General features: G+C 56.3%; 8 protein-coding genes and 3 pseudogenes. 3 read left to right on the forward strand and 8 right to left on the reverse strand.

Annotation, left to right across the window (positions count from 1 at the left end; genetic code table 11):
* Positions 1 to 1,607, reverse strand: a pseudogene (locus IPN69_02030) (insulinase family protein).
* Between the two features lie 362 nt (positions 1,608 to 1,969).
* Here IPN69_02030 and IPN69_02035 point away from each other — a divergent pair.
* The 3 genes from IPN69_02035 (at position 1,970) to IPN69_02045 (ending at position 2,847) form a co-directional block, all read left to right on the forward strand.
* Complete coding sequence (locus IPN69_02035; protein MBK8809497.1) at positions 1,970 to 2,239, forward strand: hypothetical protein; 270 nt, start codon at positions 1,970 to 1,972, stop codon at positions 2,237 to 2,239.
* A gap of 95 nt (positions 2,240 to 2,334) precedes the next feature.
* Entirely contained in the window at positions 2,335 to 2,526 is a 192-nt protein-coding gene (locus tag IPN69_02040; protein MBK8809498.1) for a hypothetical protein, read from the forward strand.
* A gap of 18 nt (positions 2,527 to 2,544) precedes the next feature.
* Positions 2,545 to 2,847, forward strand: a complete 303-nt coding sequence (locus tag IPN69_02045; GenBank protein ID MBK8809499.1) for a hypothetical protein — start codon at positions 2,545 to 2,547, stop codon at positions 2,845 to 2,847.
* A 57-nt stretch (positions 2,848 to 2,904) separates the two neighbouring features.
* Here IPN69_02045 and IPN69_02050 read toward each other — a convergent pair.
* From IPN69_02050 to IPN69_02080, 7 genes and pseudogenes are all read right to left on the reverse strand, one after another.
* Positions 2,905 to 3,117, reverse strand: a pseudogene (locus IPN69_02050) (insulinase family protein).
* Between the two features lie 285 nt (positions 3,118 to 3,402).
* Entirely contained in the window at positions 3,403 to 3,543 is a 141-nt protein-coding gene (locus IPN69_02055; protein ID MBK8809500.1) for a glycoside hydrolase family 47 protein, read from the reverse strand.
* Positions 3,512 to 4,678 (reverse strand): glycoside hydrolase family 47 protein, encoded by a 1,167-nt coding sequence (locus tag IPN69_02060; protein MBK8809501.1) that lies wholly within the window; start codon positions 4,676 to 4,678, stop codon positions 3,512 to 3,514. Before IPN69_02060 ends, IPN69_02055 begins: the two co-directional genes overlap by 32 nt.
* A 66-nt stretch (positions 4,679 to 4,744) precedes the next feature.
* A pseudogene (locus tag IPN69_02065) lies at positions 4,745 to 7,046 on the reverse strand (GH92 family glycosyl hydrolase).
* Between the two features lie 47 nt (positions 7,047 to 7,093).
* Complete coding sequence (locus IPN69_02070) at positions 7,094 to 8,260, reverse strand: 1-acyl-sn-glycerol-3-phosphate acyltransferase (GenBank protein ID MBK8809502.1); 1,167 nt, start codon at positions 8,258 to 8,260, stop codon at positions 7,094 to 7,096.
* 584 nt (positions 8,261 to 8,844) lie between these two features.
* Entirely contained in the window at positions 8,845 to 11,547 is a 2,703-nt protein-coding gene (locus IPN69_02075) for an SDR family oxidoreductase (protein MBK8809503.1), read from the reverse strand.
* A 542-nt stretch (positions 11,548 to 12,089) separates the two neighbouring features.
* The gene (locus IPN69_02080) at positions 12,090 to 12,335 is read right to left on the reverse strand and encodes a hypothetical protein (protein MBK8809504.1); all 246 of its coding nucleotides are present in this window, start codon (positions 12,333 to 12,335) and stop codon (positions 12,090 to 12,092) included.
* Positions 12,336 to 13,205 lie beyond the last annotated feature (870 nt).

Here is a 13,205-nt window from a genome sequence, read left to right on the forward strand (position 1 = left end):
TCGATGACCGATCTCCGGAATTGAACGAGCGGAACCTCCCGGTTCTCGATCCCGTAAACCGTCATCCCGTTCGTCATTTTCTGTTGCCAGACGGTCGCGCACGACGACTGCGACGGCGGCTGGACCATACGAGGGTTGACCGTGCGGTCAGCTCGACGGCGTCCGTTCGTAAGTCGCGTTCACGTTCGGATCGACGTCGTCTTCCGCGCCTATTTCAAATCTTCTCTTCAACGACCTCCGCCTTTCGCGAGCCCTTCGAGGGCAAGTTCCGGATCGCCCTTCGGCACGAAACTCGTCGCGACATAGTTCTTGTTCTTGATGTATTTTTCGTAAACGCGGGTCACGTCCGCCGGGGTCACTGCGAGGATATTCTGGATGTCTTTCGCGATGAAGCCGGATCGTCGGCGAAAATGTTGTACTGGGCGAGTTGGAAACCTTTCGGAGACGCCCGATGCGAATCTGGGGCACTGTGTCTCCTGGCCGGCCTTGATGCGGTTCCAGGTCGCGCCCGCTGATTCCCTCTTTCGAACTTCGCGAACGCTTCGCCGATCGCCGCGGCGGCTCCGTCGAGGTCCTTGCCGGGAACGCGCGGAGCGAGAGTTCGAATTGACCCGCAAGTTCAGAATCCTGGTTCGAGATATCGACGTTCGAGTCAGTTTCTTGTCCTCGACCAACACCTGATAAAATGGCGCTTTTTTTGCCGTTCGAGAGATAGTCGGCGAGAATTGCCAGCGTAGGCGTCGGGGCTGTATTGCTCGGCCGTCGGCCAGACCATCGTTAGCTCGGGGAGTTGCGCGAAGTTGTCCTCGTGATAGGAGCTTGACCGTTTCCTTGACGACTCGCGAACGTTCTCTCCATCGGAGCGACTTCGGGTCGCGCTCGATCTCGCCGAAATACCCTTCGACCCATTTCTTCGCCTGAACCGTGTCGAAATCGCCGGCGACCGTCAGCGTCACATTGTTCGGCACGTACCAGCGGCGGAAGAATTCCTTGACGTCCGCCAACGTTTCGTTTTGAAGATCATCGAGCGATCCGATTACCTGCCAGTTAAACGGATGGTCCTCCGGATAGAGCGCCTTGTCGATAACGTAAGACGTGTGTCCGTAGGGGCTGGTTGTCGACGCCCTGACGTTTCTCGTTCTTGACGACCTGCTTTTCCTTCGCCAGCACGGATCGGTAACGGTATTGATGAACCAGCCGAGTTTTATCGGCTTCCGCCCTGATCATCTTTTCGAGCGAATCTTTCGGGACGGTCTGGAAATAGTTCGTCCGATCGCGCGACGTCGAACCGTTCGCGCCCGAACCGCCGATCCGCGCGCTCATCTTGTCAGTCCTCCCTTGCCGAGGTTTTCGGATTCGGAGAACAGCAGATGTTCGAACAGATGCGCGAAACCGGTCCGTCCGGCCTTCTCTCGCGCCGATCCGACGTGCGCCGTCAGCGCGACCGCAACTAGGATCGGAACGGTCGATGTGAAAACACGACCTCCGAGCCCGTTCGGCAGCGTGAATTTCTCGAAATCGACTTTGAACGTAGGTTTCGATACCGTTTTTTGAGCCGGAACGACGGAGGACCGAAAGTAGTAGACAAAAGACCAGCACCAGACGATAAAGGATTTTCAGCGGTTAGTTTACGGTTAGACGGCGCGACTTTGTTTCGCGCCTTCCCAATCTGGGTATAGACCGAAGTATTACGTGCGCCGCGCCGCGCCGGGTTTCAGTTTTCCGATCCGCGCGTCCACGGCCGGCATTCCAATTCCTGCAAATCGGATGAGCCCTGATGTGACAATCCGTGGCGTTTCGCCCCGGCCTGTCACGGAGAGCAACGTTACCGCTTATTTTCAATGCAACCGAAAAGTAATGCAACTTGAGTTCGTCGGGAGATTTCCGTAGTATGAGTCCAGCGAAAAACCATACCTTTGGAGTGACTAAAATGAAAGAATCTTCTCTCTGCCGTTTTTCTTTGCTAACGATGCTCACGCACTTTGCCTGCGCGCAAAAAACGGAGGTCAAGCCGACGGTCGAGACGAAAACTTATTCGCAAATGGACGATGACGAGAAATCTCGGTTCATCGCCGCCAAATCAGACGAGATTCTGGCTCTTTTCGGACGCACCGAGGGGGACGGGATCAATGCCGAAGGGTTGCGGCTGATCCGCACGCAAATTGACAGTTATTCAAAACGCTTTTCCTTACCAAAACTTGACCGATGCGATTCGAAAAGCTGGTTGAAAACGATTTGACCTCGATATTGATGCGCGGCGTTAAGACGCCGCCGCCATAAACGAAGAGTTTTCCGCCCAGAACCTGCCGCCTCAAGATCGGACTTTACACGGCAATGATCGAAACCAATTTTGCCCTTGTTTGCAGGCTCCGACCGGCCTTTGGGAATGTTTCAGTTTCTTGCTTCGTCCGCCAAAGATCTTGGATTAAAAACCAAAGCAAAAGCCTCGCCGACAAATCCGGACGAAAGATGCCAGCCAAAACTGGCGGCACGCGCGGCGGCGAAATTCTACAGAATGATGATTGACCGTGATTTCAAAAAGCGATGCGATCGGTTTGCCGCTGGCGGTCAGCACCTAATAGAGGTCAAGGCAATACAAAAAGACATATTTCCGAAGTTGCCCGCAATCTCAAAGCTCCGCAAATCAGCTTCTGGACTCTGATCGAAACAACAGAACTGCTCCGTGAGACGTTTGGAAAAGAGGAGTCCATGGAACCGCCGCTCTATTTCCAACAGTTTGAACAGGAAAACATCAAATACGTGCCGAAATTTTTTGCGGCGGCGATCATTGGCGAAAATCCGAAAGCCTTCGGAATCGATGCGAGTCCTTTGAGCCAGACCAAGTAGAGATTCGCTCGATAAGATCGCACCTGACGCGAGTTTTAGGCGAAATTCCCATCAGGTGTCGAGTCCGCCTTTGCCGAGATTCTCCGATTCAAGGAAAAGCAGGTGTACGAACAGATGCGCGAAACCGGTCCGTCCCGCCTTCTCTCGCGCCGACCCGACGTGCGCCGTCAGCGCGACCGCGACCACCGGATCGGAACGGTCAATATGAAAAACGACCTCAAGCCCGTTCGGGAGCGTGAATTTTTCAAAATCGACCTTGAAGCGGGCACTTAAGGTTTCGCCGGCGTCTTCGTTGGGGCGAACTCTTTCTCTATCTCGCGCCCCCCGCGCGGCGGGGCCCGGTAAGCTCGACGGTGCGCCCGGGGGCCGCGGCGCGCCCCCCGCCGGCCGGGCGGATCGGCAAGATCAAAGCGGCAAAAATACAGTTCATCAACCGAAACCGAACGTATTTTTCACAGGATTGTTTTGTCTAGTTCGGGCGATCAATCATCTGGCGCGTTTCGGCGCCGGCCAAGTCTTTTGATTGGATGAGCTTCGGTGTTGAAAACACCTTCTTCAAGTCGATCGTTCTCGCGGCGGCGCAAAGACCAAGTAAAAATACTTCAGAGTTTCGGCAAGCACGAAGCTGTGCATATAGTCGTTTTTTCCTTGGTGACGACGCTTTTCAGTCCGGCAAACGCGACTTCCGTCCGGCAATAGCGAACGAAATCCTCGAACATCCGTCTGCCCATTGCGCGGTACTTGGATCGTTCGTAAACTGGAAAAGGTAGTACGCCGATTCAACGATCTCAGGCCGCAATGGATAACCGGCGTCGATCACTGCGGCGTTCACGTAATCGTACGTCTTCCGGCTCGATGCCGTGCCGGACCACATCGCGAACGCCGAATCCTGAAGCCGTCGCGCGCGCGGCAGATCGCCCGACAAGGCCAGGACCGCCGGAAAGAAGGCGTCGAGCGCGCCGAATGTGCGCGCGCCGCGTTTCCCGGTGTTCATATCCGCGTGACCGTACCAAAGTTCGCCGTTAACCTCGTCGGCGAGATATTTGTTGACCGGCCCGATCGATTCCTCCCACATTTTCCGGCAATCGTCGTCGTCGAAAAGAATCGCGCATTTCAGCAGATACTCGTAATACGAATCGATCGCGCCGCCGACGTGGCTGTCGGTGTTGGTCCATTCGCCGGTCTCAACGTTGATGTTTGTCCCGACAAGGCCGATCTTCGACCGGCGCCGGAACGTTTCGACCAGCGCGCGCTTCGCCTTGTCGAAAAAGACGCTTTTGCCCGTCAGTTTTGAAAGCGCCCCGAATTCGATCAAAAGCGTTCCGGTTTCAGCCGGATTCGAAACCGCGCCGCGCGTTTTGCCTGTTTTCAGATTGACGTACCGGTACGGCATACCGGTCGGCGACTCGAAGACCGGTAGCAGGCGTTTTCCGAGATCGTCGGCAAGCGCGAGAAGTTTCCGGTCGCCCGTGATCTGATAACCCGAAAGCAACCCGCCGAGCACGCGGATCGTGATCTCGAAGTTCTGGACCTCGATATCCTTGTCGAACGAAAGATTTTTCGTAATATATCGCCGCGTAGCGTCCGCCTCGCGCTTGAATCCCAGCAGATAGAGCGAATCGAGCGAATCGACCGGAGTCATCAGGACCGTCTCGGGCGCGTGCCAGTCGCGAAAGGACTTGCTCAAAGGCTTAAGATCGTCGTGGCCCCACGCATACTTCTTGTAGCCGTTCCAGGCGTGCAGGAACTCCGTCTTGACCTGCGCCGCAAGCCGGCTCTTGTCGATCTCCCCGTTTTTCTGCGCCAACGCAACGACGGCGAATAAAAGCACAACCGCCACGGCCGCGAAGTTCCTTGAAAATGCCCCATTCTTGAAGATTGCATATCTCTCAGGGTTTCAGCGATTTCGAATCCTGGGCGTTTCGCTCATAAAAAAACCGGAGCTTTCGCCACCGACCAGTTCCGCGTGACGTATGAAGGTTCGGTCAAGCACCCTGCCGTTGAGTTCGACGCGGTCTACGTAAACGTTCCTTTCGTTTTGATTCACGGCCTCGACGGCGAGACTGCGACCGTTTTCGAATTTCAGAAGCGCCGTCCTGATCGCCGGGCTGCCGAGCTGGTATTCGTCCGATCCCGGCGCGACCGGATAAAACCGATCGCCGTGAAAGATACCACGCCGACATCTGTCCGCAATCGTCATTTCCGCCGAGCCCGTCGGGCGCGGCCCGGTATTGATGCTTCAGGATCGCCCGGACGCGTTCCTGCGTCTTCCAGGGCGCATCGGTTCAATTGTAAAGATACGCGGCGTGATGTGACGGTTCGTTCCCGTGAACATAGCCGCCGATGATCCCTTCGCGGGTGATGTCCTCGGTCTCGGCAAAAAACTCGTCAGGCAGATGCATCGAGAAAAGCTCGTCGAGGTACGCCACGAATTTCTGCTTCCCACCCATTAGCGCGATCAGTCCGGCTGGGTCGTGTGGAACATAAAGACTGTAATTCCAAGAGTTGCCCTCGATAAAACCCTGGCCTTCGGTTTTGAGCGGATCGAATTTCGGGGCGAATTCGCCGGCGCTCGATTTCGGACGCATAAAGCCCGTCGACTGATCGAAGACGTTTCGCCAGTTTTCCGAACGCTTCGAAAACTCGCGAAAAACGTCTTCGCGTCGAAGCTTCCTCGCCGCCTGAGCGATCGCCCAATCATCGTAGGCGTATTCGAGTGTTTTCGAAACCGATGACGAGTTCTTATCGTCCGGTACATAGCCGAGATCGATATAATGTCCGAGCCCGTCGTAATATCTCGTCCGTGCCGTTTGGGCCATCGCGTCGAGCGCGCGGTTCGCGTCGATGCCTTGAAGGTTGCCCTTGACGATCGCGTCGGCGATAACCGAAACCGAATGGTACCCGATCATGCACCAATTCTCGTTCGCGTAGTGGGACCAAACCGGCAGCATTTTGTGCGCGCTCTGGTCGTAATGCGCGAGCATCGAACCGATCATGTCACGGTTGCGGCGCGGCTGGACGAGATTCAGAAACGGATGGAGCGCACGGTATGTGTCCCACAGCGAAAACGTGGTGTAGTTCGTAAATCCGGCCGCGCGGTGGACGTTTTGGTCGAGACCTTTGTATTGCCCGTCGACATCCTGATAAACCGTCGGCGATAGAAACGCGTGGTACATCGCCGTGTAGAAATTCACGAGGTCGTCTTTGTTTCCGGCGGTGACTGCGATCCTGCCGAGTTCCCGGTTCCACGCGTCGCGGCCGTCGCGCCGGACCTTTTCGAAGTCCCAGCCGGGCGTTTCCGCTTTTAGATTCCGCATCGCCCCGGCCGTCGAAACCGGCGAGACGGCAAACTTGACCATTATCCGTTCGCCCTTTGCCGTTGAGAAATCGAAATATGCACGGACCTGTTCTCCCGCCATTTCGGGGAAATTACGCGTTTGATCGAATTTGCGCCAAAAACCGCGGTATGGCGACGGCTTGAAGTCTTTGAACCCGTAATTCCTGAACGGCTTCGAAAACTCCATCGCGAAGTAGACGGTCCGCGTCCGCGCCCAACCGGTCGTCTCGCGAAAACCGACGACTGTGCGGTCGTTTTCGACGCGCACGTATGTCCGCACGTTCTTGCCATCGTAATCGTAGATGCCGTGCATCAGGTCGAGGATGATGTGCGCATCGTCCGATGCCGGAAAAGTGTATTGATGAAATCCGACGCGGGTGGTCGTCGTCATTTCGGCCGTGATCGAGTCGTCTTCGAGCAGAACTTTGTAATAATTCGGTTCCGCGGTCTCGTTTTCGTGCGAAAACGCCGAACGGAATCCGGACTTCGGATCGTTTTTGTCGCCGGGCTCGAGTTGAAGCGGTCCGACCGTGGGCATCATCAGAAAATCGCCGAGATCCGAATGCCCGGTTCCGGAAAAATGCGTATGTGAAAACCCGACGATCGTCGCATCGTCGTACTGGTAGCCGGCGCAATAACGGTATGTCTCCTTGTTGTATTTGCCGCCGATCAGATACGGTTGCTCGTCGGTGTCGGGAGACAGTTGAACCGCGCCGAACGGAACCGTCGCTCCGGGATACGTATGTCCCATTTTCCGCGTCCCGATGAGCGGATTCACGTAACGGACAAAGTTCGGCGAAGTCTGCGCAGAAGTGCCGACAGCGAGTGCTAGTACGAAACAGAAATAGGCAGCAAACTTCATATTTGCAGCGGCTTTAACAGGTGTTTCGTTTATTGCTTCATGCATGTTCAAAATCTCATCTTGTTTTCGATGAAAAATCCAATCATTCGCCGATGACGGGTTCCTGCTTCCGCGACTTCCGGCGTTCCGCTTTCCATCGTTTGCGGACCGCTGCAACATCGAATTTGTCGCGCTTGCCGTCGCGCATATTTTCGATCTCGTGCTGAACGCGCGCGGAGATCAGGCGATAAGCTTCCGGTGTTCGGAACGCCTTTGGTCATCTCGAAAAGCTCGTCGTATTCGAGAAATCTCCCGATCTTCGCCCCGATCTCGGCGCCGATGCTGTCTTTCGCCGGGATCGTCATTCCCTTCGGAAAAGCCTCGAACGTCCCCCACAGATAGATCGGCAGAATCCCGACCTTGTCGTTGAGCGCGAGGTAACCGATGATCGGCTTGAACTCCTGAATTTGGCCGTCCAGGCTTCGCGTGCCTTCCGGGGAAAATGAGCGTGTTGTAGCCTTGTTTGAGAATATCGGTACGTGCCGCAATGACTGGCGCAGACTTCCGGTGCGCTCGATCGGAACGAGCGTCGTGAAGTTGTTCATATAGGCGCGCTTGTATTTCGTGTCGAACCAGTAATCCGCGGCGGCGACCGCGACCGTCTGTTCGGCGACATCCTTGCCGAGCGCCTTTTTTACCAGGCCGGTGTCGATGTGCGACGCGTGATTCGGCGCGACGATGAAGTTCGTGTGCTGCGGAACGTTCCCCTCGCCGTCGATCTTCGTCTTGAGAACCGTGTCGTAAAGCCGCTCCTGCGCGAAATCGATGACCTGATTTCCGATCCGGCGAACGATCGACGGGACGAAGATCTCATCGGTGTCTTTTTCTTCCTTTCTCGGCTCGTCGACGAGTTTCTTCGATTTGTCGACCCGCTGGACTGCCGTCAGAAGCTCGCGGACGGTCTGCACTTCGTTGAGCGTGTCCGGCGAAACGACGCGGCCGCCGGCATCTTCGACCGCCGCCTGCAATTCAACGAACATCAGCGAATCGAATCCGAGATCCGCGAGTTTGTCGCCGATCGAAACTTCCGAAAGCGCGCGGTTCGACACCGACGCGACGACCTTGCGGATCCAAAGCGCCGTGTCGTCCCCCTTTGCTTCGGCCTCGACCTTGGTCTTGTTTTTGGATTTCGCCTCCAGATTCTGGAGCAGTTCGACGACTTCGGGCCGTTTCACCTTGCGCGTCGCCGTCCGCGGCAATTCGAACGGGGTCAGATGCATCGTCTTGACGCGTTTGAAGAAAGCCAACCCGGCCGAAACCTCCCGAAAATGCTCTTCGACCTTTTTGTTCGTGTCGGCGCGAGAGCGCGATGTCGAACTCGTAATCGGGAACGACGAGCGCGGCGATTTTTTCTCCGCCGTCTTCGTCGGGCAATCCGACGACCGACATTTCCTTGATGAACTTCGACTTGCCGTAATGATCCTCGATCTCGTCGGGATAGATGTTCTTGCCGTTCGAATCGATGATGACGTCCTTGGATCGCCCGACGATGAACAGGTTTCCGTCTTCGTCGAGCCGCCCGAGGTCGCCGGTCCGGAGCCATCGGTCCTGCATCACGGCCTCCGTTGCCTCGTCGTTCTTGTAATAGCCGACCATCACGTTCTGGCCGCGCGCGAGAACCTCGCCGACGCCATTTTCGTCCGGATTCTCGATCCTGACCTCGACGCCCGGCAGAGGCTTGCCGACGCTCCCGCGGAGCAATTTGTTGCCCGGACGCGCCACCGTCAGAACCGGCGATGATTCCGTCAGGCCGTAGCCTTCAAGGACATCGAAACCGAGTCCGTGAAGGTCTTTTTGTACTTTTTCGCTGAGCGCCGAACCGCCCGAGATCAGATATCGCATCCGTCCGCCCATTCCCTGATGGATCGGGAAGAAGATGATCGGGCCTAGATTGAACGGCGTGTTGTCGCGTAGCCAGGCGTTGAAATCGATGACGCTGTCGGCGAGGTCCGCGAACCAGTCGCCGCGCTCGCGAAGTCGCGTTTTTATCCGTCGGTGAAGCATTTCCCCATAGCGCCGGAACGCCGACCATTCCGGTGACGTGACCGCTCTCGATCGCCCTTGGGAGTTCTTCCGACGAAAGTTCGTCCAAATACGTGATCTGCGTCCCGTTCGAAAACGGCGTCAGAAACCCCGCCGAGAACTCGAACGTGTGATGCATCGGCAGAACCGACAGAACGCCATCGTTGATGTCCATTTCGAGCACCGACGAGAGCATCGAGATCATATTCACGAAATTCTTGTGCGAGAGCATCACGGCTTTCGGCGTGCCGGTCGTGCCGGACGTGAATATGAGCGACGCGATCGAACTCGACGGGATCTTGTTCGGCAAAAGGGCGTTGCGCCGCGCTTCTTCCTGTTCGGAGTGCATCTCGAAAACTTCGTCGAACGTCCAGACGTCGATCTCGAGTCCGGCCGTTTTCAGGCGCTCGGCGAGATCCGGATTCTCAGACGCCAGTTTCGGAGACAGAACGATCGCCGACGCCTCACCGGCGCGAGCGAAGGCGACAATCTCGTCAACCGAGCTTGCCGGGTCGATCGGGATCGCCGTCGCGCCGGTCTTCAGGATCCCGAAATAGGTCAATCCCCATTCGGGCATATTGTGCGAGAAAAGGATGACGCGACTGCCGGTCTTGATGCCTTTTTCGGCGAGAAACCCGCCGGCACGCAAGGTTAGTTCTTTGACATCCTCAAAAGTGTATTGCTCCCGGCGGCCGCCGCGTTCGATCTTCATCGCGACCCGCGTCGGGAAGCGCTTGACCGAGGTGTCGAACAGATCGAGCAGATCCTTGTAGGTGTACGAACGCTTTTCGACCTTCTTGAGTTCTTCTTCGAGCGTCGGAAGGACCCATTTTCGCATTCCCGGAAAATGCACGTTGAGCCAGTAATCGTACCAGTCGAGCCTTTCCGGATACCACGGCAACAGATCTTTTTCGCGGTCCTTGATCATCGACATCATCGCGCGGATATTGTCGGATCGATATTCGTACGCGTTATCGATCATAAACGGCTTGAACATCGCGAATGCGTCGATGGTTTCCTGTGTCGTGTTCTCGAATTCGGTGACGGACTTTTTCAGATCCGAAACAATGTTCGAAAGACGTCCGCCGGCCCAGTTCGGCGCCGCTTTGTCGAGCAGATTGTTCGCCCGTTTCGCAAGTTTATTGAGCATCGGCGCCGAGAATCGCTCATAGGTCTTCTGCGGCACGGGCGATGTTTCGATCATCGCCGCGGCCTTGTTCAGCAACTTGTTGCCGGAGTCTTTTTCGTTGAAATAGTCGCGTTTGTAGAGTCCGACGAGCCCGACGATGCGCTTCATATCGTTCGGGTTCGAATCGCCCGACGACGCCTGGAACACGAGCGGCGGATTGTCGTCGACGAGCGCGTTCATCGCCGCGCCGAGGATCGCGCCGGCGACCATATCGACCGGAATGATGTCGAGCACGAGCTTCTCGTTGACGGGAATGATCGGCTGGCCGCGAAGTGCGATGAGGATCAACGGGGCGGTCGTCGTGAATCCCTCGTTCCAACCCGGAAACGGATATGACTGCGCCGATTCGACGATCGACGGACGGACGAGCGTTTTGACGATGTCGTCCTGGCTGGCGATGATCTGCTCGGCGAGCGATTTCGAATAGGTGTAAATGTTCGTCCAGCCCCAGTATTCGGCGCGCTCGGCGCCGAGTTCGGTCGTGCGTTCGCGGATCCACATCTTTCGCTCGCGGAAGATCGCGGATTTGAGTTCGGATTCGTCGTCCGGATCGCGTCCTTCCTCCTCGAAACGCTTGCGCGCCTGTTCCCGGAATTTCGCCGCCTGCATCGCATCGTCCGCTTCCTGGCGCGCCTGCTCGCTCAAACGGGCGCAGTCCTCGATCTCTTTTTTGAAGTCGAACGTCGTTCCGATAAGTTCGTTCTTCCGCGGGAAATATCCGACGACCGGCTCGTTTTCCCAGATCGCTCCGCTCCGCTTGCCGGCGACGAAGCAGGTCGAAACGTGAACGACCGTCGGGCGCTTCATCATCCGCGCGAGTTTGATGATGTTGTGCGAGCCGACGACGTTTGTGCGCAGGGCGGATTCGAGCGGCGGATTGAAGGTCACGTTTCCGGCACCGTTGATGATGATGTCGGTGTCTTCCATTATCGCGCGGGCCTCGTCCTCATTCATTCCGAGATATTCGTTCCCGACGTCGCCGTTGACCGGGACGACCTTTTCACGAATGAAGTCCTCGAACCCGTCGCCGTATTTTTCGCGCAACGGATCGAACGTCGGGCTCGTGACGATGCTCTGCCAGAAGCGATTCTGCGATTCGTGCGCGTCGCGCGCCCGAACCGTCGTATAAACGCGTCCGAGATCTGGAAAGTTATTGAGCAGCATCGACAGCGTGACCTTGCCGACAAAGCCGGTGCCGCCGATAAAAAAGATCTTCTTACCGTTGAAGATTTCGGTTGGTGACAGTTTCATAAATGAAAGCAGTTAGAACCTAAAAGAATAGACGCAAAGAGCGGAAACTTCAAAATTCAACGGGCGAGAGGATTCGTTTTGACCGGAATATTACAAATGGGGGATTTTGGATTTTGGATTTTGGATTTTGGATTTTGGATTGGATTTTGGATTTTGGATTTTGGATTTTGGATTTGGGTTCTTTGAAAAACCTGACGACTCGCGAAAGAACATTTGCCTCGCCGCGGGTGACGCGGATCAACCTGAAGATGCGAATATCCGGGCGATCGGCGTTAGGTCCGAGATTTGGGATATTTCGGGCTTTCGCGTCGTGCCGCCACGGCAACGCGCCGACCCGACGATCAGCGAGTCAGTACCGCCTGCGTTAGCGGGCGGGCAACCGCGGCCGCACGACGCCCAAATCCCAACTCGGGCGCTTGGAAAAACCCCAAGGGATCTTTGTATTAGGGGCTGGGACGAGTCGGTACCATCTGCGGTAGCGGATGGTTGAAGATAGATTGGTATCAATGCTTCGGTCCGGGAGTGCCGCGTCCAACCATCCGCTACCGCAGATGGTACCGACTCGACGCGATTGCCGCGCGATTCGGGATTCTAAGTCTGGAACCCTTGGAATCCTGGAATCCTGGAATCCTGGAATCGGGTTCTTTGAAAAACCTGACGACTCGCGAAAGAACATTTGCCTCGCCGCGGGTGACGCGGATCAACCTGAAGATGCGAATATCCGGGCAATCGGCGTCAGGTCCGAGATTTGGGGTATTTCGGGCTTTCGCGTCGTGCGGCTGCGGCAACGCGCCAACCCGACGATCAGCGAGTCAGTACCACCTGCGTCAGCGGGTGGGCAACCGCGGCCGCACGACGCCCAAATCCCAACTCGGGCGCTTGGAAAAACCCCAAGGGATCTTTGTATTAGGGGCTGGGACGAGTCGGTACCATCTGCGGTAGCGGATGGTTGAAGATAGATTGGTATCAATGCTTCGGACCGGGAGTGCTGCGTCCAACCATCCGCTACCGCAGATGGTACCGACTCGACGCGATTGCCACGCGATTCGGGATTCTAAGTCTGGAACCCTTGGAATCCTGGAATCTTGAATCGGGTTCTTTGAAAAACCTGACGACTCGCGAAAGAACATTTGCCTCGCCGCGGGTGACGCGGATCAACCTGAAGATGCTAATATCCGGGCGATCGGCGACAGGTCCGAGATTTGGGATATTTCGGACTTTCGCGTCGTGCGGCCGCGGCAACGCGCGAACCCGACGATCAGCGAGTCAGTACCGCCTGCGTTAGCGGGTGGGCAACCGCGGCCGCACGACGCCTGAATCCCAACTCGGGAGCTTTGAAAAGCCCCAAGGGATCTTTGTATTCGGGGCCGGGACGAGTCAATACCATCTGCGGTAGCGGATGGTTGAAGATAGGTTGGTATCAATGCTTCGGTCCGGGAGTGCCGCGTCCAACCATCCGCTACCGCAGATGGTACCGACTCGACGCGATTGCCACGCGATTCGGGATTCTAAGTCTGGAACCCTTGGAATCCTGGAATCTTGAATCGGGTTCTTTGAAAAACCTGACGACTCGCGAAAGAACATTTGCCTCGCCGCGGGTGACGCGGATCAACCTGAAGATGCTAATATCCGGGCGATCGGCGACAGGTCCGAGATTT

It is taken from the genome of Acidobacteriota bacterium (genome assembly GCA_016715115.1).
Classification (GTDB): Bacteria; Acidobacteriota; Blastocatellia; order Pyrinomonadales; family Pyrinomonadaceae; genus JAFDVJ01.